This is a genomic window from Rhizobium album (assembly GCF_003122325.1).
GTDB lineage: Bacteria > Pseudomonadota > Alphaproteobacteria > Rhizobiales > Rhizobiaceae > Metarhizobium > Metarhizobium album.
Genome location: NZ_QFBC01000009.1, coordinates 110,258 through 135,203, shown reverse-complemented (window position 1 = coordinate 135,203; position 24,946 = coordinate 110,258). Strand labels below are relative to the sequence as shown.

The 24,946-nt window shown below is 62.2% G+C and carries 23 protein-coding genes and 1 pseudogene; 15 read left to right on the top strand and 9 right to left on the bottom strand.

The window, feature by feature from the left end:
• Position 1: 1 nt before the first annotated feature.
• Positions 2 to 547, bottom strand: a complete 546-nt coding sequence (locus DEM27_RS19390; protein ID WP_109459900.1) for a cytochrome c oxidase subunit 3 — start codon at positions 545 to 547, stop codon at positions 2 to 4.
• Between the two features lie 114 nt (positions 548 to 661).
• Here DEM27_RS19390 and DEM27_RS34070 point away from each other — a divergent pair, with 114 nt between their 5' ends.
• A complete protein-coding gene (locus DEM27_RS34070) occupies positions 662 to 817 on the top strand; it encodes a hypothetical protein (protein ID WP_165823492.1) in 156 nt (51 codons plus the stop codon).
• 14 nt (positions 818 to 831) lie between these two features.
• Complete coding sequence (locus tag DEM27_RS19385; RefSeq protein WP_109459899.1) at positions 832 to 1,524, top strand: NnrU family protein; 693 nt, start codon at positions 832 to 834, stop codon at positions 1,522 to 1,524.
• A 147-nt stretch (positions 1,525 to 1,671) separates the two neighbouring features.
• Here DEM27_RS19385 and hisD read toward each other — a convergent pair whose 3' ends face one another.
• Entirely contained in the window at positions 1,672 to 2,970 is a 1,299-nt protein-coding gene (gene hisD, locus DEM27_RS19380) for a histidinol dehydrogenase (RefSeq protein WP_109459898.1), read from the bottom strand.
• Between the two features lie 181 nt (positions 2,971 to 3,151).
• Between hisD and DEM27_RS19375 the strand changes: the two genes are divergently transcribed.
• The 5 genes from DEM27_RS19375 to DEM27_RS19355 all read left to right on the top strand — a co-directional run bounded on the left by DEM27_RS19375 (position 3,152) and on the right by DEM27_RS19355 (position 7,989).
• Positions 3,152 to 3,700, top strand: coding sequence for a cupin domain-containing protein (locus DEM27_RS19375; protein ID WP_109459897.1), 549 nt, complete (start codon positions 3,152 to 3,154; stop codon positions 3,698 to 3,700).
• Between the two features lie 117 nt (positions 3,701 to 3,817).
• Positions 3,818 to 4,858, top strand: coding sequence for an ABC transporter substrate-binding protein (locus DEM27_RS19370; RefSeq protein WP_109459896.1), 1,041 nt, complete (start codon positions 3,818 to 3,820; stop codon positions 4,856 to 4,858).
• Between the two features lie 106 nt (positions 4,859 to 4,964).
• Positions 4,965 to 6,029, top strand: a complete 1,065-nt coding sequence (locus DEM27_RS19365) for an ABC transporter ATP-binding protein (protein WP_205908927.1) — start codon at positions 4,965 to 4,967, stop codon at positions 6,027 to 6,029.
• Positions 6,026 to 7,207: an ABC transporter permease gene (locus tag DEM27_RS19360; protein ID WP_109459992.1), complete on the top strand. Its 1,182-nt coding sequence runs from the start codon at positions 6,026 to 6,028 to the stop codon at positions 7,205 to 7,207. Before DEM27_RS19365 ends, DEM27_RS19360 begins: the two co-directional genes overlap by 4 nt.
• Positions 7,204 to 7,989: an ABC transporter permease gene (locus DEM27_RS19355; protein ID WP_109459894.1), complete on the top strand. Its 786-nt coding sequence runs from the start codon at positions 7,204 to 7,206 to the stop codon at positions 7,987 to 7,989. The genes DEM27_RS19360 and DEM27_RS19355 overlap by 4 nt, the downstream gene beginning before the upstream one ends.
• A 117-nt stretch (positions 7,990 to 8,106) precedes the next feature.
• Here DEM27_RS19355 and DEM27_RS19350 read toward each other — a convergent pair whose 3' ends face one another.
• Positions 8,107 to 8,556, bottom strand: coding sequence for a MarR family winged helix-turn-helix transcriptional regulator (locus tag DEM27_RS19350; protein WP_109459893.1), 450 nt, complete (start codon positions 8,554 to 8,556; stop codon positions 8,107 to 8,109).
• An 89-nt stretch (positions 8,557 to 8,645) separates the two neighbouring features.
• A complete protein-coding gene (locus DEM27_RS19345; protein WP_109459892.1) occupies positions 8,646 to 8,870 on the bottom strand; it encodes a hypothetical protein in 225 nt (74 codons plus the stop codon).
• 232 nt (positions 8,871 to 9,102) lie between these two features.
• On the opposite strand from DEM27_RS19345, the gene DEM27_RS19340 reads away from it, so the two are divergent.
• On the top strand, positions 9,103 to 9,807 hold the full coding sequence (locus DEM27_RS19340; RefSeq protein ID WP_109459891.1) for a 5-formyltetrahydrofolate cyclo-ligase: 705 nt from the start codon (positions 9,103 to 9,105) through the stop codon (positions 9,805 to 9,807).
• A gap of 17 nt (positions 9,808 to 9,824) precedes the next feature.
• Here DEM27_RS19340 and DEM27_RS19335 read toward each other — a convergent pair.
• Positions 9,825 to 10,496, bottom strand: a pseudogene (locus DEM27_RS19335) (LysR family transcriptional regulator).
• Between the two features lie 202 nt (positions 10,497 to 10,698).
• Here DEM27_RS19335 and DEM27_RS34970 point away from each other — a divergent pair.
• The 4 genes from DEM27_RS34970 to DEM27_RS19315 all read left to right on the top strand — a co-directional run bounded on the left by DEM27_RS34970 (position 10,699) and on the right by DEM27_RS19315 (position 15,933).
• Positions 10,699 to 11,721 carry a sensor domain-containing diguanylate cyclase gene (locus DEM27_RS34970; protein WP_280954525.1) on the top strand — a complete coding sequence of 341 codons (1,023 nt, stop codon included), beginning with the start codon at positions 10,699 to 10,701 and terminating at the stop codon, positions 11,719 to 11,721.
• 178 nt (positions 11,722 to 11,899) lie between these two features.
• A complete protein-coding gene (locus tag DEM27_RS19325; RefSeq protein WP_245445950.1) occupies positions 11,900 to 12,367 on the top strand; it encodes a putative pterin-binding protein in 468 nt (155 codons plus the stop codon).
• A 3-nt stretch (positions 12,368 to 12,370) separates the two neighbouring features.
• The gene (locus DEM27_RS19320; protein ID WP_128755533.1) at positions 12,371 to 14,698 is read left to right on the top strand and encodes a putative bifunctional diguanylate cyclase/phosphodiesterase; all 2,328 of its coding nucleotides are present in this window, start codon (positions 12,371 to 12,373) and stop codon (positions 14,696 to 14,698) included.
• Positions 14,699 to 14,880: 182 nt separating this feature from the next.
• Complete coding sequence (locus DEM27_RS19315; RefSeq protein WP_109459888.1) at positions 14,881 to 15,933, top strand: L,D-transpeptidase family protein; 1,053 nt, start codon at positions 14,881 to 14,883, stop codon at positions 15,931 to 15,933.
• 39 nt (positions 15,934 to 15,972) lie between these two features.
• On the opposite strand, the gene DEM27_RS19310 is transcribed toward DEM27_RS19315, so the two are convergent.
• The 3 genes from DEM27_RS19310 to DEM27_RS19300 form a co-directional block, all read right to left on the bottom strand.
• Entirely contained in the window at positions 15,973 to 16,662 is a 690-nt protein-coding gene (locus DEM27_RS19310) for a L,D-transpeptidase (protein WP_420028839.1), read from the bottom strand.
• A gap of 173 nt (positions 16,663 to 16,835) precedes the next feature.
• A complete protein-coding gene (locus DEM27_RS19305; RefSeq protein WP_109459886.1) occupies positions 16,836 to 17,927 on the bottom strand; it encodes a siderophore-interacting protein in 1,092 nt (363 codons plus the stop codon).
• A gap of 68 nt (positions 17,928 to 17,995) precedes the next feature.
• Positions 17,996 to 20,101 carry a TonB-dependent hemoglobin/transferrin/lactoferrin family receptor gene (locus DEM27_RS19300; protein WP_109459885.1) on the bottom strand — a complete coding sequence of 702 codons (2,106 nt, stop codon included), beginning with the start codon at positions 20,099 to 20,101 and terminating at the stop codon, positions 17,996 to 17,998.
• A 358-nt stretch (positions 20,102 to 20,459) separates the two neighbouring features.
• Here DEM27_RS19300 and DEM27_RS19295 point away from each other — a divergent pair, with 358 nt between their 5' ends.
• Positions 20,460 to 21,362 carry a heme/hemin ABC transporter substrate-binding protein gene (locus DEM27_RS19295; RefSeq protein ID WP_245445948.1) on the top strand — a complete coding sequence of 301 codons (903 nt, stop codon included), beginning with the start codon at positions 20,460 to 20,462 and terminating at the stop codon, positions 21,360 to 21,362.
• A 47-nt stretch (positions 21,363 to 21,409) separates the two neighbouring features.
• Here the strand turns inward: DEM27_RS19295 and gcvA are convergent, their stop codons facing one another.
• Positions 21,410 to 22,321, bottom strand: a complete 912-nt coding sequence (gene gcvA, locus DEM27_RS19290; RefSeq protein WP_109459883.1) for a transcriptional regulator GcvA — start codon at positions 22,319 to 22,321, stop codon at positions 21,410 to 21,412.
• A gap of 147 nt (positions 22,322 to 22,468) precedes the next feature.
• Between gcvA and DEM27_RS19285 the strand changes: the two genes are divergently transcribed.
• A complete protein-coding gene (locus DEM27_RS19285; RefSeq protein WP_109459882.1) occupies positions 22,469 to 23,722 on the top strand; it encodes an aromatic ring-hydroxylating oxygenase subunit alpha in 1,254 nt (417 codons plus the stop codon).
• Positions 23,712 to 24,797 (top strand): FAD-binding oxidoreductase, encoded by a 1,086-nt coding sequence (locus DEM27_RS19280; protein ID WP_109459881.1) that lies wholly within the window; start codon positions 23,712 to 23,714, stop codon positions 24,795 to 24,797. The genes DEM27_RS19285 and DEM27_RS19280 overlap by 11 nt, the downstream gene beginning before the upstream one ends.
• The last annotated feature ends 149 nt before the right edge of the window (positions 24,798 to 24,946 follow it).

The following is a 24,946-nucleotide window of genomic DNA, read 5'->3' as shown; positions in this document are numbered from 1 at the left end:
TTCACCCCAGATACATGACGGGAAAAATCGTCAGCCAGACGATGTCGATAACGTGCCAAAGAGTGGCGACCAGAGTGACGTTCGATCTTTCCGCCCGGCGCGCCACCACAAGCATCACCAGTCCCAGGAAGACCACGTGGGCCAGATGAAAACCGGTGATGATGAAATAAAGTTCGAAGAACGAGTTGAAGGTCGCATCTCCGGCAAAGCGGAGCTCGCCCGCATATTCGACAAACTTGATGGCGGCGAAGGCGAAACCGAGGCAGGCGGCGCCGATGAGCGCCATTCTGCGCGTCCGGACGGACGCGGCGCGATCCGCCTCTGCCGCAAGCCAGCCGCTGCCCAGAAGCACAAGCGTATTGAAACCGGCAAGCCGGCCATTCAGATGGAGCTTGGCAGCCGAATAGCTTTCGGGATGGACGAAGGACATCACCAGGAATGCGCCGAGCAGCATTCCGAAAGCGATCAGTTCGCTCCAGACCAGGATCCACAGGATGAGGTCGCCGTCCGATCGCTCGTCGGTGCCGCCTTCAACGATAACCGCCATCACCTAACTCTCTTTTTTATTCTTCCTAGCGCAGTTGGCGGCACGGCTTCTTTGCGCCAGCGCAATGACAAATCACACCGGCCGGGAGAAAAAGCGGGACAAAGGAGACAGATCATGACAGACGCTCAATTTGGCCTCGTCCTCAGCACGCCGATCATCATCGGATTTTCGGTCGCATTGAACCGAATGGGTGTATTACAGGCTTACAGCACGACGATCGCGGTCGCCGCGTCCGGTATCATCGCGGTCATCCTGTTCTTTCAGCAATAAATGCAGGGGAGGCCATGACCGGTCTGTTCGCCGCCTTCATCCTTTTCGTCGCCCTGCACTCCGTGCCGGCGATCCCGGCGATCCGGACGCGCATCATCGAGCGGGTCGGACGGCCCGCCTATTTTGCCGGTTATTCGACGGTTTCCACGGCCCTGCTCGTCTGGTTGTTCTACGAAGCGCTCAATACCGAATATATCGAGCTTTGGGCGCCGGCAGCCTGGCAGGTGACGGTGACCTTGCTTCTGGCGCCGCTCGGCATCTTTTTCGTGATTGCCGGCCTGGTCAGTCCCAATCCCTTTTCGGTGAGCCTGCGGCAGGAGGGCCTTTCGCAAGGCGCCATCGTCAATATCACGCGTCATCCCGTGCTGTGGGGGTTCGTGTTCTGGGCCGCCGGCCATGTGTTTCCCAATGGCGACCTGCGTTCCTTGATCCTGTTCGGCGGATTTGCGCTCTTTGCCGCAGGCGGCCTCGCCATGACCGAACGGAGGGCACGCGCACGGCTCCGGACGGAATGGCCAGCCAACGCGAAGGGTTCGGCGATCCTGCCTTTCGTCGCCATCCTGCGACGGCAGCGGACGTTTCGCATCGACGGCCCCATGCTTGTCGCCGCGATCGGCACCGCCCTGATATCGTTCTGGCTGCTGTACGGCGGACACGCCGCACTCGTCGGCGCCGACCCGATCGCCACGCTTCACGCACTGCCGTGAAAAAGCGTCTGCGCCGGGGCAGCTTTCGTAAACGTCACCGCTGAATCACAAACCCCTGGCGCAGGGCCAGGGGTTTGTCAGCGGACCGGCGCGCGGATCATTCCGCACGCCCCTCATGACGCAGTCAGTTTGCTCGGGAGGATCAAATCATTCTGCTGCGAGCTGCTTCGGACTCAGGCGCAACGCAGCGGCGCGGCGGTGGCCTTCCAGCTGTTCGGTGGCGCTCTGGCGAACGGCAGCCGGAGCCACCGCAGCAACTCCGCGCTCATCGAGCCACTGGTGGGTTGCAATCTTCACGTAAGAGCCGACCCAGAGGCCGCCGGTGTAACGGCCGGCCGCCATCGTCGGCAGGGTGTGGTTCGTCCCGCAGCACTTGTCGGAATAGACGACACTGGCCAGTTCGCCGATGAAGATCGAGCCGTAGTTGCGCAGCTTCTTCGCGGTTGCCTGCGGATCACGGGTATGGACCTGGAGGTGCTCGGTGGCGATGTAGTCCGAGTAGGCGATCATCGACGCTTCATCGTCGACAACCGTCACTTCGCCGTAATCCCGCCATGCAACGCCTGCGACTGCGGCGGTGGACAGCGTTTCCAGCTGCTTCTCGACCTCCTTGATGGTCTCTTCCGCAAGCTTGCGGTCGGTCGTCACCAGGCCGACGCGGGTGCGGACGTCATGCTCCGCCTGGGCCAGCATGTCGGTCGCGATGGTCGCCGGATTGCCGGTCTCGTCGGCAACGATGAAGATTTCGCTCGGGCCTGCCAGCTGGTCGATGCCGACCTGGCCGAAGACCTGGCGCTTCGCTTCGTTGACGAAGGCATTGCCCGGACCGACGATTTTGTCCACGGCGGGAATGGTCTCGGTGCCGTAGGCCATGGCCGCAATCGCCTGGGCTCCGCCGACGCGGAAGATCCGGTCTGCGCCGGCGAGATGGCAGCCGGCGATCATGGCGGGGTGGGCGTTCGGCGGAAGGCAAGCGATGACCTGGTCGCAGCCGGCCACCTTGGCCGGGACGATCGTCATGACCGGCGCAGACAGGAGCGGGTAGCGGCCACCCGGAACATAGCAGCCGACGATCTCGATCGGGATGACGCGATGGCCGAGGTGAAGACCGGGCAGGCTCTCGATTTCGAGCGGCAGGATCGTCCCGAGCTGGGCTTCGGCAAAGCGGCGGACGTTGGCGATGGCAAACTCGGTGTCTTCTCGCGTCTGCGGGTCGAGGTCGGCGACGGCCTTGAGCTTCTCCGCCTCGGTGACCTCGAAATGTGCGACGTCGGCCTTGTCGAAGGCGATGGAATAGTCGCGAACGGCGGCATCGCCCCGTTCCCGGACATTGGCGATAATGTCCTTCACAGCTTTTTCGACCGGAGCCGTATCAGAGACGGCGTCTCGGGTCGGTTCCTTGATCTGGATAAACTTGCCTTTCAGCGCATCGAGACGCGACGTCATCAAAACCTCCTATGCGGGATGATCGGTGTCAGCATCTTCCAAGCTCGGCAGTCCGGCAATTGCCCACAAACCACCTGTTCATTATATTCACCATTGCGCCCGGAGTCCGGCAGCATCGAGTATCCCGGCGAGGTTTGCGGTGTCATTGTCCGCCGGCAAGAAGAAAAAGGGAAACTGACTTATGCCGAAAATTGGTAGCAAGCTTCGCGAACTTCGTCGCCGTCGAGACCTGGGAGTGCGAGAACTCGCCGCCCGCTCCGGCATATCTCACTCGACGATCTCACTGATCGAGCGCGATCGGATGAGCCCGTCGATAGACACGCTCGGTGCGGTCCTCGATGCCTTGGGCACGACGCTTCCCGGCTTCTTCTCCGATCTGCAATCCAGCCTGCCCTACTCTCCCTTCTACGCCTCGGCAGACCTCGTCGAGATTGGAAAGGTTGATACAATTTCCTACCGTGTCGTCGGCCTCGACCACCCCAACCGGCAGATGCTGATGCTGCACGAGCGTTATGCGCCTGGAGCGGACACCGGCGAGGAATTCACCCACGCGGCGCAGGAGGCCGGCATGGTGCTGTCCGGCCTCGTCGAGGTCACCGTGGGAAACCAGAAAAAAGTCTTGAAGCCGGGGGACGGCTATTATTTCGACAGCCGTCTGCCGCATCGCTTCCGCAATGTTCATGACGGCCAGAGCGAGATTTTGAGTGCGATAACCCCGCCCACCTATTGATTTTCGAGGTGACCGGGAGACTGGTGAGTATAGTGACCACAACGGTTAACCCCGCTTCCCAAAGTTTCGAAACGTGCTTTCCTATTGGCCGGTTCACAACACGAAGGGGAGCGTCCGATGAACATCTTCAAAGCGACTATCATTGCATCCACCGTCCTGATGGCAGGCGGTTTCACTGCGCAGGCACGGGATCTGACCGTCGTCTCCTGGGGCGGCAATTTCCAGGATGCCCAGCGTAAAATCTTCTTCGAACCCTTCGCAGCCGAGATCGGCAAGCCGGTTCTGGACGAAAGCTGGGACGGCGGTTACGGCGTTCTTCAGGCCAAGGTGAAGGCCGGCGTTCCGAACTGGGATGTCGTCGAAGTCGAAGCGGAAGAACTGGCGCTGGGTTGCGCCGACGGCATCTACGAAAAGATCGACTGGGAAAAGCTCGGCGGCAAGGACGCATACCTTCCCGCAGCCGTGAGCGATTGCGGCGTCGGCAACATCGTCTGGTCGACCGGTCTTTCCTACGACGGCTCGAAGCTTGCTGAAGCCCCGAAGACCTGGGCCGATTTCTGGGACACGAAGAAGTTTCCCGGCAAGCGCGGCCTCCGCAAGGGTCCGAAATACGCTCTCGAATTCGCGCTGATGGCTGATGGCGTTCCGGCCGACCAGGTCTACGACGTCCTGAGCGGCGAAGGCGGCGTCGATCGGGCGTTCAAGAAGCTCGACGAGCTGAAGGCCGATATCATCTGGTGGGATGCCGGCGCACAGCCGCTCCAGCTTCTGTCGTCCGGCCAGGTCGTCATGACCTCCGCCTACAACGGTCGTATCAGCGGCATCAACCGGGCCGAAGGCACGAAGTTCGGCTTCGTCTTCCCGGGCAGCGTCTACGCCATCGACAGCTGGGTGATCCTGAAGGACAGCCCGAACAAGGACGCAGGCATGGATTTCATCGCCTACGCCAGCAAGGCGGAAAACCAGGCCAAGCTGCCGGAATTCATCGCCTATGGCCTGCCGAACCTCGGCGCGACCAAGCTTGTGCCTGAACAGTTCCAGAAAGAACTTCCGACAGCCGAAGAGAATATCGGCGGCGCCATCGCCCTTGATGTCGACTTCTGGACCGACAACTCGGAAGAGCTGACGCAGCGCTTCAACGCCTGGCTCGCCCAGTAAGCGCCAGCGGTTTCACGCCCCGATATCCGTTGCCCTGACCGGGCAACGGAACACCGATCGTATGGATGAGGGGTAGGTCGCGTTATCCAAACGAACGTAGGTCATGATGAGCGACGCGCTTATACATTTCGACAAGGTCAGCAAAACCTTCGGTATCATGACCGTTGTCGACGATCTCGACTTGTCGATCGGAAAGGGAGAGTTCGTCAGCATGCTCGGGCCTTCCGGGTCGGGCAAGACGACACTCCTGATGATGCTGGCGGGGTTCGAAAGCCCGACCAGCGGCACGATTTCGGTCGGCGGCAAACGCGTCGACGCCCTGCCGCCGCACAAGCGCAACATGGGCGTGGTTTTCCAGAACTATGCCCTGTTTCCCCACATGTCGGTTGCCGACAACGTGGCATTTCCCCTCAAGATGCGGGGGGCTTCCAGGAGTGAAATCGTCGAGCGCGTCACCAAGGCGCTCGACATGGTTCAGCTGGGTGCCTTCCACGAACGCCGGCCGATCCAGTTGTCCGGCGGCCAGCAGCAGCGCGTCGCCCTGGCCCGTGCTCTCGTGTTCGAGCCGGAAGTCGTGTTGATGGACGAGCCGCTCGGCGCTCTCGACAAGAAGCTCCGCGAGCAGATGCAGATGGACATCCGCGACATCCATCATCGCCTGGGTTTGACGATCGTGTTCGTCACCCACGACCAGACCGAAGCCCTGACCATGTCGGACCGGATCGCAATCTTCAATCACGGCAAGATCGAGCAGATCGGCGGGCCGTCCGACATCTATGACCATCCGAAGACTCAGTTCGTTGCCGAGTTCATCGGCGAAACCAACCTGCTCAGCGGCAAGGTCTCATCGGCCTCGAACGGCCTGCTGACCGTCACGCTGGAGGGCGGCCAGTCGATCAGGGTAGCATCCGCTGCCGCCCTGGAACCCGGAAAACACGTAAAAATATCCGTCCGCCCGGAGCGGATCGAGCTTCGTTCCTCCGGTGAAGGGCAGAACGAACTGAAGGTGAAGATCAGCGACATCGTGTATCACGGCGATCATCTCCAGATCCAGGCCGATACCGGAAGCCGATCGCTGGTGATCAAGGCGCCTCGAAACGTGGTGACGTCCCAGATAGGCCAGGAGGTTGTTGCGTCGTTCAGCCCCGAACAATGCTGGATCGTCTCATGACCCAGCAATCGGGGCTCTCCAAACGCGTCAAGTCGTGCGCGCTGATCGCGCCGCTTGCTCTTTTCCTGGTTTTCTTTTTCGCCGCTCCGCTCGTCACGATGATGAAGACGGCCGTGTCCGATCCGGTCGCTTCAAGCGCCCTGCCGACGGTTTCGCGGGCGCTGCAGGAGTGGGACCGCGCAAGCACGCCGTCGGCGGACGTTCAGAAGGCATTCGCGGACGATCTCCGCAACATCACAGACGACGAGCTTTTCGGTGATCTGGTCCGCCGCCTGAACAGCGCGAAGTCCGGCTTCCGGACGCTGCTGGTGAAGACCCGCAACGCCGTGGCCGAAGACCAGGCGATTACCGATCTCGTCGCGGTCGACAAGCGGTGGCGCGATTCCGCCTTCTGGATTGCCGTGCAGGACGCTGCAGGCGCGTCGCTGACCGACAGAAATCTCCTGGCTGCCGTCGATCTGCAGCGCGACACCGGTGGCGCCATCGTCAGCATGCCCGAAGGCACGTCTGCCAATCGGACCACACTGTTCCGGACCATGATCATGGCCGGCGTCGTGACCCTCTGCTGCATTGCCGTCGGGCTTCCTTTTGCCATGGTCGCGGCGTCGACGACCGGTTGGAAACGCCAGTTGCTCCTCGGAGCCGTGCTGCTGCCGCTCTGGACCTCGCTCCTCGTGCGCACCGCCGCCTGGTACATCATCCTGCAGGACAACGGCCTGATCAACCTGACGCTGCAGACGCTCGGGCTGACGAGCGGCCCCGTGCCCCTCATCTTCAACAGGCTCGGCGTCGTGATTGCGATGACCCACGTCTTGCTGCCTTTCATGGTGCTGCCGATCTTCAGCGTGCTCATCGGCATCCCGAAGAACCTGATGCCTGCCGCAGCCTCGCTCGGCGCACCGCCGATCCGGGCATTCCTGCTGGTATTGTTGCCGCTCAGCCTTCGCGGTGTCGTCTCCGGCGCGCTGCTCGTCTTCATGAGCGCGCTTGGCTACTACATCACGCCAGCCCTGATCGGCGGCGCCAAGGACCAGATGATCAGTTCGGTCATCGCCTATTATGCCACCGGCGCAGCCAACTGGGGGATGGCCGGCGCGCTCGGCATCGTCCTTCTGGCCGCAACCATGATCCTCTACGTCGTCTACCTTCGCCTGTCGTCCGAGGAGGCGCGCGCATGAGAACGCTTCCCATCGGCAAGGCTGTCTTCGGCACGGCGGTCGTCATCTTTCTGATGGCGCCCCTGTTTGCGATCCTTCCGCTCGCCTTTACGGACAGCATCTTCCTGAACTATCCGATCCCCGACTTCTCGTTCAGGTGGTTCCACGAGCTGTTCACCGCCAATGCCTGGCGGCGCTCGATCCTCAACAGTCTGCTGATCGGCACCGGCACGACGATCCTCGCGACCGTTCTCGGCACCGTGGCGTCCCTCGGATTGCGCGGAAATTCGGCTTCGCTGCTCTTCAGCGTCTTCCGCACCGTGTTCCTGCTGCCCATGGTCGTTCCGGCGGTCGTCCTCGGTGTCGGCATGCAGTTGATGTTCGCCCAGTACGGCCTGGCCAACACCTATGTCGGCGTCATCATCGCCCACACGGTCATCGCGATCCCGTTCGTCATCGTCAACGTGACGGCAGCACTTCAAGGCATCGATCGCCGCCTGGAGAATGCCGCGGCAAGCCTGGGCGCCTCGCCCGCCGTCGTGCTGCGTCAGGTGACCTTGCCCCTGGCGATGCCGGGCATTGTGTCGGGGGCCGTGTTTGCTTTCGCCACCTCGCTGGACGAAGTCGTCCTCACCCTGTTCGTCGCCGGACCCAACCAGCGTACCGTTGCCCGGCAGATGTTCTCGACGATCCGGGAAAACATCAGTCCTGCCATCGCTGCCGCAGCCTTTCTGTTCATCGTCGGCACGATTGTCATTGCCGGCCTGATCCTGCTGGCGCAGAAAAAGGGTCAGCGGGCGTAAAGCGAAGCTCGCCGTTGACGGCGCATGGCGGCGGTTGAATTGCAAGCTTTTGCTATTCATCCCCTTGGCAGTGGATATTTTCCTTCCGCTTTCGCCGGAAAGAGCCGAACCGCACGCTCAGGACGTGCCCTGGTCGGCCGCGGTCGTCACGGTGCCTTGCAACTGCGTCAGCAGGGCAATCAGCTTCGGTGCCAATTCACGAATTTCGGCGAGATGCACCTCACTCAGGCGGACCAGAAGTTCCTCCGCCTTTTCCGTCAGATGAACGGTCTGCCGGCGCTTGTCTTCCGGATCCGCCTGGCGTTTCGCAAGCCCGGCCTCGATCAGCCGGCCAACCAGTTCGGTCGCGGTATGCGGCGCGATAAGAAGCCGTCCCGCAAGCGTGCCGACCGTGACCGGCTCCCCGCGCTTGGCACCCTTGATGGCGAGAAGCGCCTGATGCTGCTGGGCCGGCACGCCTTCGGACTGGGCGGCGGAAGCACTGAAATCCATGAAAAGGCGCAGCGCATAACGAAGATCGGCAAGCGTTTCATAATCCTGCTGCCTGAGCGTTCCTGGCGTCTTCATCCGGTCTCCGTTTTGGCCGGTCTCCAGCCAGGGCGTTTCGACAACAGGCTTTCCCTCCGGTTGATCCTGCGGACGGCCGGTCAAGCCCGTTACCGCGAGTTGTCGTAGCGCTGATCGACGCGCTGCATCCAGACCCGGAAATCGTTTGTCAGCAGCGCCAGGTCATAGAGCCATTCGGCCCGCAGAAGCGCCCAGCGGCCTGCCGCCTTGTCGTCGAGCAGCCTCCTTACCCTTTGCCGCAAGTCTTCGAGCGTCTCATCCGGGGGATAGCGAAAGGCGGGATGCGGTGCGGGAGATGATAGCCGGTTATCCATGTCGAAAACCTCGCAACGATTGATCGCTTTCAATTTATGTCGTGTTACGATATAAATCAAGGCGGGAGATGAACGAAGCTGGCCGCGGCCGAAGAGCCGTCGCCAAAACGTCGACAGGAAAGCGAATGCGACGTGCGATCAGACGAACGCATGTCGAGAATTGAATTGCACTATCATCCATCATCGGGGACCATCGCTCGGTCCCCATCGGCCAAACAGAAAGAATTGTTCCATGGCTGCAGAAGATCGGAATGACACCCCGGACGGTTATGCCTCGCCGGCCTGCTTCATGCACGAAGTCGATCCCGCCTATATGGGGCTGGAGATGGACGGCGTCGGTTCCAAGGCGTGGCGAAAGGCCGAGCGTCGGCGCCTGATCGACCGGCGCGTTCTCCTCGGCGTCAGCGAGCGGGAACGGCGTACCGCCCAGATCTGCGGCCATCTCGACCAACTGCTGCCAAATATAGCGGGACGGAACATCAGCCTCTACTGGCCGTTTCTCGGAGAGCCCGACCTGCGCGGCTGGATGGCCTCGGCAACCGGCGCCACCTGCCTGTTGCCGGTGGTCGCGGAGAAGCAAAAGCCCCTGATCTTCAAGTCATGGCGCATGGGCGAGGCGCTGGTGCGCGGTATCCTCAACATTCCCGCTCCGCTGAACGGCGAAGAGCGCCTGCCCGACATCGTCATCGCCCCCCTCATCGGCTTCGATGCGCAGTGTTACCGGCTCGGTTTCGGCGGCGGTTATTTCGACCGGACGCTTGCGGTGCTCGAGCCGAGGCCGGTGGCGATCGGTGTCGGCTTCGATTTCCAGGAAATCGAAACGATCCATCCCCAGCCTCATGACATTCCCATGGATGCCATCGTCACCGACACCGGCATCCGCTTTCGCAAGGAAAGCACTGCGGTTTTCGGGTCCGAAGTTCGGCCGGCGCCCTGAGCCGCCGTGCGGCACGCTCACGAAGAGGCGGGCGTGGTATCCCAATAGGGCGGACTGCCGAATACCGTCTTCAGGTGATCGGCGATGGCCCGCAACTTGGCCGGCGGGGTCCTGCCTTGCGGATGGGCCATGACAATGAATTCCTGCTCCGGCTGGTGGTCGATCTCGATGTCCCGCAGCAAGCGCGGATGCGACCAGCAGCCGGCGGCTGGGTGCGAGTTTCCAGGCGATGAGGCGGGAACGGCAATAGGGCCGTGCCGGATGATCGCGTCGTAGCCGTCGGAAACGGCATCCACGCGGCGGTCATCGATATCCAGCGTCAGCTCCAGCTCGGGATGCCGCAAGAGGAAGGGATAGAGCGCCGGGCCGAGATGCATGCGGCCGAAGGTGACCGGCGCAGCGATGCGCAGCGGCCCCGCAAGCGTTCCCCGACGCTCCGCCATGTCCGTGACCGCCGCTTCCATTTCTCGCGTGATGCGGCGGGCGCGTTCAAGGAAGGCAAGCCCGCCCTCCGTCAGGGTCAGCTTGCGCGTGGTGCGGTGGACAAGCACGCTGCCCAGCGTCTTTTCCAGTTCGGCCAGCCGTTCGCTCACCACCGATTTGGAAAGCCGCAGGCGCCTTGCCGCTTCGCTGATCGAGCCGCCCTCGACGACCGCCACGAAGGTGATGATCCCTTCCGTTCGCATCATTTGTTCGGCCTTCCCGGATCTTCATCCCATGCCAGCAATACTATTCCGAACGACAGCCTCGTCCCGGCGGTCACGGGGTCAGCGCACCCGGCCGCCGAAGGAACGGAAAATTCGAATAAAAAGCGAATGATTTCCTTCATCTTTCAAAAGAAGCGAATCGGTATCTTGCCAGCAAAACTGCTGCGTATCGGACATGTCTCAAATGCAAATAGAAGAAACAAGCCGTGCCGATGTATTGCGTCGCTACGCGATCATCAACACGCCCCCGGAGCCGAATTTCGACCGCATCACCAGGATGGCCGCAGGGATTTTCGGTTTTCCTTTTTGCGCGCTCGCATTCGTCGATGGCGACCGCTTCTGGTTCAAGTCGACGCAGGGCCTGCAGGCGACCGAGATGTGGCGCGACCGGGCCTTCTGCCAGGAGACGATCCGCAGGCAAACGGTTTTCGTCGTACCGGATGCGCTTGCCGATCCGCAATTTTCCAATGCGCCGGTGGTGAGCGCCGCGCCGCATGTCCGGTTTTATGCCGGAGCGCCGCTGATCACGCCGTCGGGTACGTGTATCGGTTCGCTGTGCGTTCTCGATACGCAGCGGCAGGACGGTCTTTCCGCCGACCGGCAGTTCATCCTGACGGATCTCGCCGCGACGGTCGTCGAACTGCTGGAAGCGCGGGCCCGCCAGATTGCACTGGTCGCAACCACGCAGGAGATCGCCTATCTCGCCACCCACGATCCGCTCACCGGCCTGCCCAATCGTCGGCATCTGACCGATCTGGTCGGCACGATGAAGGCCGGCGAGGCAATCGCCGCTCTCTATCTCGATCTGGACGGCTTCAAGAGCGTGAACGACCGGTTCGGCCATGCCATCGGCGATGCCCTGCTGCAGCAGGTCGCGGCCCGGTTGAGGCAGGTTCTGCCTCCCGACGCGACGGCTGCACGTTTGGGAGGTGACGAGTTTGCCGTTATCCTGGGCGGCCCAGACCTGATGAAGAAGGCGGCGATCGTCGCCCAGGGCGTGATCGCCATGCTTGGCCAGACCTATCATGTCGAAGGATGCGAGGCCGATATCGGCGTGAGCATCGGAATCGCCCTGGCGGACGACCCGGACAGGTTGAATACCAGCCTGCGGCTGTCCGACATCGCACTCTACTCGGCAAAATCGCAGGGTCGCGGATGTTACCGTTTCGCGCATGACGCCGCGGCAGCCATTCGGAAAACGGCTTGACAGGCGTCTGCCAACGGCAACCCATCGCGACGTGCCGCTCCGGAACACATGCGGGTCGCACAAGCAAGAATTGTTAATTCTGTTTTTACCGCACAACCACTGTTAATCAGCCTTTAAAGATTTCCAGCGCAGGCTCGACCTCACAACTAAATTAGCAGTTTGAAAGCCTCCACCTCCCATGCGCCTTCTCATCTCCATCATTTTTGCAACCTTTGCTGCCTTTCTTGTGCCCGCATCGGCACAGGACGTGCCGGCGGTGACGATCACCAGTTCATCGGGTTCGGTCACGTTCGACCGCAATCAACTGGAGGCGATGGGGCTGGTGTCGGTCAAGACGTCGACCCCGTGGAACGACGGCGTCGTCGACTTCGAAGGCGTACCGATGGCGTTGCTGCTGCAAAAGGCCAATGCCCGGGGTGAGACAGCCGTCGTCACCGCCCTCAATGACTATAGTGTCGATATCCCGAGCAGCGATTTCGCGACGTTCGGCACGATCCTCGCCGTCAAGCGCGACGGCAAATACATGCCGATCGACGATCAGGGTCCGTTCTTCGTCATCTATCCCTTCGACAGCGACCCCGTGCTGCAGAAGCAACCCTATCATGGCCGGGCCGTCTGGCAGGTCAAGGCAATCTCCGTCGAATAACACGTGTCGGTTCATATGCGCTTCCTCCGCACAGCGCTGACTATCGTGATCCTGGGCTTCATTGCCTCGGCCGTCTATATTTCCGCGCTCGTCCTTCAACGCCAGGCCGCGCTGGAAGATGTCGGGCTGGGCAATGTCACCTGGACGGTGGCTCAGGCACCTGGCGAGTTCGCCAGGCTCGAACAACGTGTCAGCGCCTTCGGCATGAATGACGATCGCATCGACGCAGACGAGGTCCGGCTGCGCTTCGATATCGTCGTCAATCGACTCAAGGCCCTGCGCGCCAAAGGGGTGGAGAAGTTCGTCGAATCCGATCCGCGCCTCGGCCGCATTCTCGATGATCTCGAAGCGGCGCTCGACCAGACCCGGCCGCTACTCGATGACCTTTCCGTACCGGGCACGCCGGGCCGCATCCTCACCATCCTGGAACCGATCTATCCGAAGCTGGCAAGGCTTTCCGCCAGCGGTAACATGTGGAATTCGGCGCGCATCGCCAACGACCGCCACAGTCTTTTCGACCTGCAATGGGCATTGACCTGGGTCACCATCGGCATGATCGCCGGCGGCTGCCTGCTGATCCTGCTGCTGCTCATCCACAATGGCCTTCTTGGCCGCGCCCAGAAGATCCTGCGGGCGAAGGAACAGACCGTGGCACTGCAGAATGCCCGGTTCGATGCTGCGATCGAAGCCATGTCGCTCGGCCTCTGCCTGCTCGACGAACAAAATCGCGTCATCGTCCACAATTCACGCTTCACCGCCCTGTTCGGGCTCGACGAAGCGCAGGTCGCGCCGGGAACCCCGCTGGCGGATCTCATCGCGCCGGACCTGCTGCCCGATGCGGCGGGCATTTCTGCCGGAGATGAGACGCGCGACCGGAACGACATCGCCGTTCTCAGCGACCATATCCATCACCTCCCCAACGGCGTGGTGCTGACGGCGTCGCACGAACGGATGGGTGAAGGCGGCTGGGTCTGCACCTTCGAGGATGTCACCGAGCGCCACCGCGTCCAGGATCGCGTGGTGCACATGGCCCACCACGATGCGCTGACCGACATGCCCAACCGGCTGCTGTTCTGGCAAAGCATCGGCCAGGCATTGCGCGGGCTCGTCGCCAACGGCAAGCCCTTCGTCATCCTCTGCCTCGATCTCGATCGTTTCAAGGAAGTCAACGACACACTCGGCCATCCGACCGGCGATGCCCTGCTGCGCAAGGTCGCCAAGCGGCTGCACGATGCCGTCTCGCCCGGTGACATCGTCGCCCGCCTCGGCGGCGACGAATTCGCCGTGCTGCATTCTTGCGCCGACACGTCGCTCGACAGCACCCGCGAGCTGGCGGAACGCCTCATCGCCACCGTCAGCCGGCCCTACCATATCGACGGCAACGAGATCCACGTCAGCACCAGCATCGGCATTGCCATGGCGCCGCGGGATGGCGACGATACCGACCAGCTCATGAAGAACGCCGACCTGGCGCTCTACCGGGCCAAGGCCGACGGCACTGCGGTCTATCGCTTCTTCTCCCAGCAGATGGAAGAGCAGCTCCAGAGCCGGCGCAACCTGGAAGCCGATATGCGCCACGGCATCCGGCTTGGGCAATTCGAGGTTCACTACCAGCCGCAGATTTCGCTCAAGACCCGCAGGATCGTCGCCAGCGAGGCGCTGGTGCGCTGGCGCCATCCGCAGCGCGGTCTGATTTCGCCGGCGGAATTCATCCCGCTGGCGGAAGAAACCGGCTTCATCGACACGCTCGGCGAATGGGTGTTGCTGCAGGCCTGTCGCGATGCCCTCGGCTGGCCGGGAAACATTCGCGTTTGCGTCAATCTTTCACCGGTCCAGTTTCGCCAGACGGATCTGGTCGGCACGGTAAAAGCGGCGCTGGCGACGACCAAGTTCGACGCGCGGCGACTGGAACTGGAAATCACCGAGTCGGTGCTGCTGCAGGACAACGCCGCCAATCTGGACGTTTTGAGCCGGCTGCGTTCGCTCGGCCTGACCATCGCGCTCGACGATTTCGGCACCGGCTACTCGTCGCTGAGCTATCTGCAGCGTTTTCCCTTCGACAAGCTCAAGATCGACCGCAGCTTCGTACGCGATCTGGAAAGCCGGCCCGACAGCTTTGCCATCGTCCAGTCCATCGCGACGCTCGGCCGCAACCTCAACATGCTGACCACGGCGGAAGGTGTCGAGACGCAGGCGCAGCTCGACCTGATCACCAAGGCCGGCTGCTCGGAAACCCAGGGCTATTATTTCAGCCCGCCGGTTCCCGAAGCCGAGTTCCGTGCCATGCTGGACCGGCAGAGCGGCACGGTAACCAGCGTGAGTGTCGCCTGACATCCGGCAGAGGTGTCGAATGTCCGGCATCCTCCGGAAACCGGCCCGCCCTGGGCCTTAAAGCGGCCGGGTAAACCAAGGATTAACCGCAATTCCGGATGATACTCCCTCGAAGGAGCGGTTGCGCTGCAAGCACAGCCGCCCTACAACGACGTCCTCACTGCCGCCGGACCCTGTTATTGATGATTTCGTCTGTTCGCAAAGCCCTTTCCGGATTAAAGCGTGCCGTTGCCTCGGGCCTGTTCCTGGGTAGCCTCGCCATCGCGCTGACCGGCTGCACCTCGGCTGCCCTGGACGATCTGGGCGTCGCTACGCCCAAGATTCCGGCGGCTTTGCTCAAGGAGATGCAGAAGAAGGGAATGACGGCCGAAAGCCCTGTTCTGGTGCGCATCTTCAAGGAAGAAAGCGTCCTGGAAGTCTGGAAGCAGGATCGCAGCGGGCGCTATGCGCTTCTCAAGAGCTATCCGATGTGCCGCTGGTCCGGAAAGCTCGGCCCGAAGACCAAATCGGGCGACCGACAGGCGCCGGAAGGTTTCTACCATGTCTCGAAGGGCATGCTGAACCCGAAATCGCAATATTACCTGTCCTTCAACCTCGGTTATCCGAACCGGCTGGAATCCGCTCTCGGTTATACCGGCGAAGCGCTGATGGTCCATGGTGCCTGTTCGTCCTCCGGCTGTTACGCCATGACCGATCAGGGCGTCGGCGAAATCTATTCGCTGGTGCAGAAGGCGCTGGACGGCGGCCAGGACAGGTTTCAGGTCCAGGCGTTCCCCTTCCGGATGACAGCCCGGAAACTGGTCGCGCATCGGGATGACCCGAATTTTTCGTTCTGGCGCACGCTCAAGCAAGGCTACGACAGTTTCGAGACGACGCGCCAGCAGCCGAAGGTGTCGGTCTGCGGACGTCGCTACGTCTTCGACACGACGTTTGGCGACGGCGAGCCCCGCAGCCCGCTGGCGGATTGCCCGGCGGCAGGCGTGGTCGATCCGCGGGTGGCTGCAGCCTGGTCCACGCAGACCAAGGAAATCGACAGGCTGCTGACGGAGGAAACGGAAAACCACGCCATGTCCTACGTCGACGGCGGCATGCATCCGAGCTTCCGCGCGCTGCTCAAGGAAAACGGCCCCGAGAAACTGGCCAGCCGGATTTCGCAGACGTCCTACCCGATCAGCCGCCCGGCCGCAGCCCTCGCCGATCCGTTCAACGGCGAAAAGCTGACAAAGACGCCCTGAAGCGCCGCGCTTCGTGTGTTTGTCTTCAGGTAACGCCTATCAGGCCGGCAGCTCCGTCACGACGATCGCAGCCTTGCTGGAAACGCGGTCATGCAGGTCGCAAACGTCCTGATTGATCATCCGGACACAGCCTGCGGATACGGATTTGCCGATCGAGGCCCATTCCGGCGATCCGTGCACGCGGTAGAGAGTATCCTCGCCATTCTGGAAGATATAGAGCGCGCGGGCGCCGAGAGGATTGCGCAGCCCCGGGTCCATGCCGCCATTGGCGATGCTGTAGGGTTTGAGTTCCGGCTGGCGGGCGACCATTTCGTCGGGCGGCGTCCAGCGCGGCCAGCGGCGCTTGTACTGGATGACGCCGCGGCCCGACCAGGCAAAACCGGCGCGCCCCAGGCCGACACCGTAACGCATGGCCCGGCCGTCGGCCTGGACCAGGTACAAGAAATGATTGGCGGTATCGACGACGATCGTGCCCGGCTTCTCTGCCGTCGGGTTGTCGACGATACGGCGATAGAAGCGTGGATCGATCCTCTGGTACGGAATGGCGGGAAGAGGAAACGGCTCATCGGCCTTTGCCGCATAGATATCGGCATAGGACAGCGGTGGCGGTTCGGGCTTTTCGACAGGAACCGCCACGGGCTGGGTAGTGGCGCATCCGGCTAAAAGAAGGGTCGAGATACCGCCCCCGGCCCGGAGAAGGTCGCGCCGGGTCATCAATAACGTATGCAAGAAGATACTCCTGAAACAGCAAGGTTTGAGGATTAAAGTATCAATCGGGCGGGAACACCGGACGGTTTGTCGCAGAAGACAGTTCCGTCACCCTTGTGACCGACAGGCCACAATCGCCGGTCTTCCCCAGAAAGCAGCGGCCGCATCGCCAGGCACCGGAAACGAAAAAAACGTCAGCCGGCCATCAAGCCCTGTGCGCCGCGCTTCCAGTAGCCGGCGGCCAGTGTCTGGTCGCGCCCATAGGACAGGGTGTTGCGCCAGTATTCGCGCACGCGCCTCGCCGCATCCGCTTCCGAGGCGAACCAGCCGAAACTCGACATATCGTCCGGCCAGCCCACGGCACAGATGGCATCGACCAGTCCGGGATGTTCGCCGCCGGGAATGCCGTTGCGATGGATCCAGTGCAGCTCGACGCCATCGGGGTGAGAGATCGACTGTTCGTCGGCCGCATCGGCGACTTCGACATAAGCGACGCCGCGGACATGCGCCGGCAGGCGTTCGAGGATGCGGCTCAAGGCCGGCAAGCCGGTTTCGTCGCAGCCCATCACATACCAGTCGGCCGGCCGCACCGGACGGCCGAGCGGCCCCATGATACCGACCACGTCGCCCTCACCGGCGTGGCTCGCCCAGGCCGAACCGATGCCCTCGTCGCCGCCTTCCGCATCGCCATGGACGACAAAATCCACATCCATCCAGCCGGCCTTCGCGTCGAGCGTGCGGATCGTATAGACGCGGGCAACGGGCTTGCGCTCCTCCGATGGCCAGACGGCAAGGCCGTTGGCGCCGGCGATCGGCCAGGCCGGCTCCGGATTGGTCGCTGTCGGAAACAGCATGCGGATATGCATGCCGGTAAAGCTCTCGAAACGCTCGAGATTTTCACCTTCGAGCCGGATGCGGCGCATGCCCGGCGTCAGTTGCCTGGCATGGACCACCCGCATCAGCCGGAAAGAGGATAGCGTCGTATCGTCGGCAAGATCGCCGCTCCATGTCATCTCGAACATCTCGCCCTTGGCATAAAGCTGGATGGCGACCCCGAGCAATTCCTTCAGCCGCCGCAGATCTTCGACATCCGGCGCCGCCGCGCTCATAACCAGCCGTTCCGGCGTCACGTCGAAGCGGGCCGTGCCGAAGGAAAATTCGAAATCGATCCGGCTTTCGTCCTGGCGAACCGCAGCATCGAAACTCGCCAGCCGGTCGACGATCAGGTGCAGGTAGTTCGGCAACCTCGTGAGGCTGAGTTCCATGCGGCAATGTAGCTGTGTCATCTGCGTGTTCTGTCCTGAAATACATCTGGATTGCCGGGCGGGCAGGATGCGCGGCCGGCGAAAAGGGTCTAGCCGCCGATCCGGCCGGTCAAATTGATCTTGAACGTCAGGCCCTTGCCCTGTTCGGTCGCCGATGTCGTGGACCACGAACTTTGCGGATCGGTATAGGCAACGTTGAAAATGTTTTCAACGCCGACCCCCAGCTTCAGGTCGCGATGGATCTGCCAGTCGGCAAAGGCATTGACGAGGTTGAAGCCATCGCTGACGATCGCCGCGGCGGCGGGGCTGGTGTGGCTGGTGCGGGTGACGTCGCCGATATGGATGAACTGGACGCCGTAGGTCAGCGTGTCGTCGAAGGCGCGGAAGCCGACGGTCGCCGAGGCGCGGTTCAGCGGCGTGTTGTTAAGCGTCTGTCCCTCATAGACGCCGCTGGTCATTTCCGCATCGATCAGCGCACCGGCGAGGTTCACGAAACCCCAGGAGAAATCATAGATGCCTTCGATCTCGATGCCCTTGAGGCGGGCATCGCCGATATTCGCCGCCGTGCGGATCGGGTTGGTAAGGTCGACGTCGATGTAGTCGTCGACATTGGTATGGAAGAGATTGACCTTGGTGCGCAGCATGTCGCCGGCCATGAAGACGTCGTCATACTTGATATTGACACCGGCTTCAAAGCTCCTGGCGACTTCGGGTTGTAGCAGCAGGTTCGGACGATAGCTGTCGCCGCTGCCATGCGCGCCGCCGCCGCGGAACACATCCTGCAGCCCCGGCGACCGATAACCCTCGGAATAGGTCGAGTAGAATTGCAGGCCTTCGACCGGCGTGACGCCGATGGTGACGCGCGGCGACCAGCGATTACCGGAGATCGAGGCATCCTGCGGCGGCGTTTCGCGCGTCTGGCCGTCCAGCTGGTAGCCGTCGTAGCGCAGGGCGGCGATCAGCTGCAGCCAGTTGTCGCGGTCGCCCTGCCATTGCAGGAAAGCACCGTAGGCATGCTGGTCGCCGGAGCCGAAATGCGCGGCATTGGAATCGCCGGTGAGATAATAATAATCGCCGCCATAGGTCAGCGTATGGTCGAAACCGAGGCCGTGGAATCGGGGCGAATTCTTGGCGCTGAAACCGCTGGTCGCGACGTCGTAATAGCGGAAATTGCCGAGTGCCGACGTCGGCCATACCTGCGTCTGCTCGGCGCGCGTGCGGTTGTGATAGGCGTTGGCGCTGAAATCGATCAGGTCGTCGCTGTTATCCCAGGTATAATTGGCGGTGAAGGTGCGGTTTTCCGTCTCCGCATCGTAGCGGCTGAGCGTCGGCGAGGTCGAGCCGCTGGAGCCGGTGATGTAATCGTCGTAACGCTGCTGGATGAAACCGAACTTCAGTTCATGGCCGTCGGCCGGACGCAGCGTGCTCTTGAGATAGGCGTTGCGCACGGTCTCGCCGGTCCAGGGCACCGTGTCGCCGTTGCCGTCCTCATAGGCATGGCGGTTGCGATAGATGACGTTGCCGATGATGTCGGCGTCGTCGTTGAAGCGATAGGCGCCGATGGTGCTGGTGGTAAAACCGTCGCCGTTCGATTCGTAGCCGAGTTTTTCGCTCAGGCCCCAGGTCTCGCCGTCGCGCAGAAAATCGCCGGCATCCTTGGTCTCGAAGGAGACGACGCCGCCGATGCCGCCGGACCCATAGGCGTTCGACACCGGACCGCGAATGACCGTGACATCCTTCAAGAGTTCCGGCTCGACGTAGAAGGAGCCCGAGCCGTGGCCGACGCGCCAATAATCCTGGCGGGCACCGTCAAGCGTCACCACGACGCGACCATATTGTTCGAGGCCGCGGATGTTGATCGCGGTTGCCGGATCGTCGCCGTTCATGGAGGCGGCAACACCGGGCGTCGTGCGGAACAGGTCGGCCGGCGTGTCCGCCTGCATCCGCTCCAGTTCGGTGCCGCCGATGTAGCTGACGCCGGCCAGCGCGTCGATCACCGCCTGCTTGACCTTGGTGGCCGAGATGGTGATCGTGTCGAGCACGGTGGCGCCGTCTGCTCCGGTGCGTCCCGCCGATACACGCGTTGTCTTGGTGTCGGCCGTCTGCGCCGCTGCGGGCTGCGCAATCGCCAGCGCCAGCAGCGTCAGCGCCGAACCTGCCGCGAGCTTGCGTCGCTTATCGGAAAAATAGGCCATCGGATCCCCCTTGAGACCAGCATCCGCCCGGCCGCTGCACCCTCGCGCGACCGGCGGACAAAAATGGAGAATGCCAGCAGCGGAACCGGGATGGCCGGCGCCGGCGCGGCGTTTCGGAAAGGTGGCTGGCTTGAGCCGCTATGCGACACTGGCGGGCTGGGCGGGCCGCAGCGTGCCGGAAATGGCGAGCGGTGACCCGTGATTCAACGGGTATTAAAATATGACCATCAATGTCAACTTTAATTTTACAATGAAGCGGTCGAAGGTTATGCAACGGGCAACATGCCATATCGAGGAGCCAGCCATGCCCGTTTCATCCCGCCTCCGAGCCGCCCATAGACCTGGTCGGAGCCGCTGGATGGCGCTGCTGCTTCTCATCGTCGGCGTCCTTTCCGCCGCGCCGCCGGCCATCGCGGAAGAGCCGATTCGCGATGCCTTCGGTCGCGAGGTGCAGGTGTCTGCGGCGAAACGGATCCTGACGCTTGGCGCCGACGTCAGCGAAATCGTCGTGGCGCTCGGCGCCGAAGAGCGAATCGTCGCCGTCGACCGCGGCAGCACCTATCCGGAAACGCTGAAGCAGAAGCCGAATGTCGGCTATCGCCGGGCGCTGTCTGCGGAAGGGGTGATCTCGCTTGCTCCCGACCTGATAATCGCTTCCGAGGATGCCGGCCCGTCGACGGCCATCGACATCCTCAAATCCCTGTCGACCCCGCTCGTCTTCGTGCCGGAAAGGAACTCGCTGGAAGGCATGATCGACAAGATCGAGCTGATTTCCCGGACGCTGGGCCTTGAAGAGCAAGGCAAGGTGCTTGCCGCCCGCGTCACCGCGGATTTTAACGCCGCGACGGCTTTGGCCGAGCGGGTCCCGGCCGAACGCCGGCGTCGGGTGGTGTTTTTCCATGGCCTGCTGAAACTGACGGCGGCTGGCGAGGGAACGGCTGCCAATGCCATCATCTCTTATGCCGGCGGCATCAACCCGCTCGACTTCAAGGGTTACAAGTCCGTCTCGGAGGAAAGCCTCGTCGAGATCGCGCCCGAGGTCGTGGTGATGATGCCGGACGACAAGGGCGGTCCAACACCCGAGGACGTCTTCTCGATCCCGGCCCTCAAGACGACGCCGGCGGCCCGCGACAAGGCACTGATCGTTCTCAAGGGCGCCTACATGATCAACTTCGGCCCACGCACGGCCGGCGCGATCCGTGACATCGCCGCCGCCCTCTATCCCGATGTTCTCGCCGGCGAAAATGCATCGCCGCAGTGAGGGGCCTGACCGGCAAGCATCGGCTCGGAAGACCTCGAATGGTACCGTCAGGCGTTTGAGGTCGAGGCCTCGCGCAGCCACTCGATGAATTGTTGCGCGCTTTCCTTTCTTGGTTTTCGCGTCGGCACCACGACAAAATAGGCGGCGCGGGTCCGGATCGCGGCATCGGTCAGGCGCACCAGCCGCCCCTGCCGGATGAGATCGGCGACGAGGCGGTTCCAGCCGAGCGCGATGCCCTGGCCGTTCATCGCGGCGTAGATCGCCTCGGTATAGAAGCTGCAATGCAGGCCGCGACCCTTTTTTGGCGCCTTGACGGAAAAGGCCGCCAGCCACTCTTCCCACCCCGTCCAGATCGGATCGTCCGTGTCGCTGGAGATGAGGGGATGATCGACAAGATCCGCGGGCGCCAGGATCGGCGCTTTCGACTGGGCATATTCCGCACTGCAGATCGGGAAAACCTCATCCTCGAACAGGAACTCCGCCTGCCCGTCCGGCCAGGTGCCCATGCCGTACCGCAGCGCAAGATCGATATCGCCGGCCTCGATTCTGGTTCTGGCATCCTGCGTGACGATACGCAGCTTGATTTCGGGATGGGCGCGCGAGAAGGCGGCAATGCGCGGCATTAGCCAGAAATGGGCGAAGGAGATCGTCGCCGAGATCGCCAGTTCGTCATCCGGCCCTTCGGCACGAAGATCCGCCGCCGCATCGGCGATCAGGCTGAAGGCGTCGCTCGCCGCACTGAACAGCTGGCGTCCCTTCTCCGTCAGTTCGATCCTGCGATGCAGCCGGCGGAACAGCGGAAAACCGAAATCCTCTTCCAGCACATGGATCTGGCGGCTGATCGCCGCCTGCGTCACCCCCAACTCAGCCGCTGCGCGGGTAAAACTGGAAAGCCGCGCGGCCGCTTCGAACGCCGTCAGGGCCGTCAGCGGCGGAAGCTTTTTCCGTAAGTTCGCCAACGACACTCTCCTCCACAACGGTCACTCGTTTTCACATTACATCTGGTAATGCCACCATCACATATTTATGCCGTTGAGCGCCAACAAAACCTGCATAATCTTGCCTTTTATCATATCGGGATTCCGGCCAGAACATAAGGTGAAATCATGCTGCAGACATTCGCATCTCCCATATCGGCGTTGCTCGACGCGCGCGCCGAGGGACATTCGCTTCCGGCAGGGCTCTACACCCGCGAAGACGTCTTTGAAGCGGATCTCGACGTGTTCTTCCGCCGGCACTGGATCTGCATCGGCCTCGAATGCGACGTGCCGGAAGCCGGCGACGCAACCGTTGTCGATATCGGCAAGACGAGCCTCATCCTGCTGCGCGACGACGACAACGAAATCCGCGTCATGCACAATGTCTGTCGCCATCGCGGTTCGCGCCTGCTGGATGCCGGCAAGACGATCGTCTCCAAGCTCGTCTGTCCCTATCACACCTGGACCTATGAACTGACGGGTGAACTCAGCTACGCGCCGCATATGGGCAAGGGTTTCGACAAGGAATGCCGCAGCCTCAAGCAGGTCGCGTTCAAATCGATCGGCGGCCTGATCTATGCCTGTCTTTCGGAAAACCCGCCCGAGGATATCAGCCACCTCGAAGAGGTCATGACGGCGCGCCTGGCGCCTTATGATATCGCCAATGCTAAGGTCGCTTATGAAACCGACGTGATCGAGAAGGGCAACTGGAAGCTCACGATCGAGAACAACCGCGAATGTTATCACTGTTCCGCCAACCATCCGGAACTCTGCGTCTCCTTCGTCGACCTCGACTTCGGTTTCGATCCGGACGCGCTGAGCCCGGAAGACCGGGCGCAGGCCGAGGAGCATTTTGCGCTCTACGAGGCCCGGACGAAGCAATGGGAGGCCGACGGCTTTCCGTCCACCGCCGTCGAGCAGCTCGTCGATTGCACCACCAATTTTCGCACGCAGCGGCTGATCATCTCCGGCGCCGGCGAATCGCAGACGCCGGATGCGACCGCCGCCTCCTCGAAACTGCTCGGCACCATGACCCGCAAGGATCTCGGCGACACCCATCTGTGGGGCCACAACAGCTGGAACCATTTCATGGGCGACCACGCCGTCGTTTCCATCGTCATCCCGCTCTCCGCCGACAGGACGCTGGTGCGCACCAAGTGGCTCGTCCACAAGGATGCGGTCGAGGGTGTCGATTACGACCTCGAAAAGCTGACCAACGTCTGGATCGCCACCACCGATCAGGATTCCGAGCTCGTCGCCCGGTCGCATGCCGGCGTCGAGGACCCGGCCTATGTCCCCGGCCCCTACTCGCCCTTCTCCGAAACCAACCTCGACAAGTTCGCAACGTGGTACATCGACCGGATGCGCGCCCATGGATACTAAGAGCCAGTTCTCGCCGGCCGAACGCCTGCATCTCGCCGATCTCTGGAACCGTGATGCGGACGAAGACCTCGTCTGCATCGACGTTCACCAGGAGACGCACGACGTCAAGACCTTCACCTTCGCCTCGCCGGAAGGAAAACGGTTCGCCTTCGAGGCCGGCCAGTATTTTCTGTTCGACCTGGAGGTGGGCGGCGAACCGGAAAGCCGTTGCTACAGCATTTCTTCCTCGCCGCGGCGGAACAACGCCTTTTCGGTCACAGTCAAGCGTGTCGCCGGCGGCAAGATCTCGAACTGGCTGCACGACACGCTTACGATCGGTTCGAAGGTCAAGGCCAACGGCCCGCTCGGCCATTTCATCCGGCCGAATGCGAAAAAGTATCTTTTCCTCTCCGGCGGCTCCGGCATTACCCCGGTCATGGCGATGGTGCGCGAACTCGCCGATACCTGCGAGCCCGCCGACGTCGTTTTCCTGCATGCCGGACGCAGCCCGAAGGACCTGATTTTTCGTGACGACCTGGCCTGTCTCGCCGCACGCATGAAGGGGCTGCGCCTGCAGTTCCTGCCGGAAACCGTTTTGGGCGAAACGCAGTGGCCGGGCCTTACGGGGCGGATTTCCGCGGACTACATGAAGCTTGCGGTGCCGGATCTCGCAGAGCGTATCGTCATGTGCTGCGGTCCCGCCCCGTTCATGGCGGCAGCCCGGTCGATCGCGGCGGACCTCGGCGTTCCCCCGCAGAACTATATCGAGGAGAGTTTTGACGCGGCCGTCATCGACGAGGTCGATATCCCCGTGGTCGAGGAAGCCGTCACCCGCACCTTCCAGGTGTCCTTCGCCAAGCAGGCGCGTCAGATCGACGTCTCCGGCGATCAGACCGTTCTCTCCTGCGCAAAGAAGGCGGGCATAAAACTCCCCTCCTCCTGCTCGAACGGCGTGTGCGGCACCTGCAAGTCGAAGCTCGTCTCCGGAACGGTCGACATGAACCACAATGGCGGCATCCGGCAGCGGGAAATCGACGCCGGCCTGTTCCTGCCCTGCTGTTCGAAGCCGCTCAGCGATCTCGTCATCGACCGCTGAGCGGGGAACGCGAAAGCAAAGGGGCGGTCGTGTCTCAGGCCGCAAACAACCCTTGATTTTCTCGACGCCGTCATGCTCGGCCTTGTGCCGAGCATCTAAGCACGCCGGATAAGCCATTTTTGTCAGTGACTTGGCATGCGTTGGCAGAT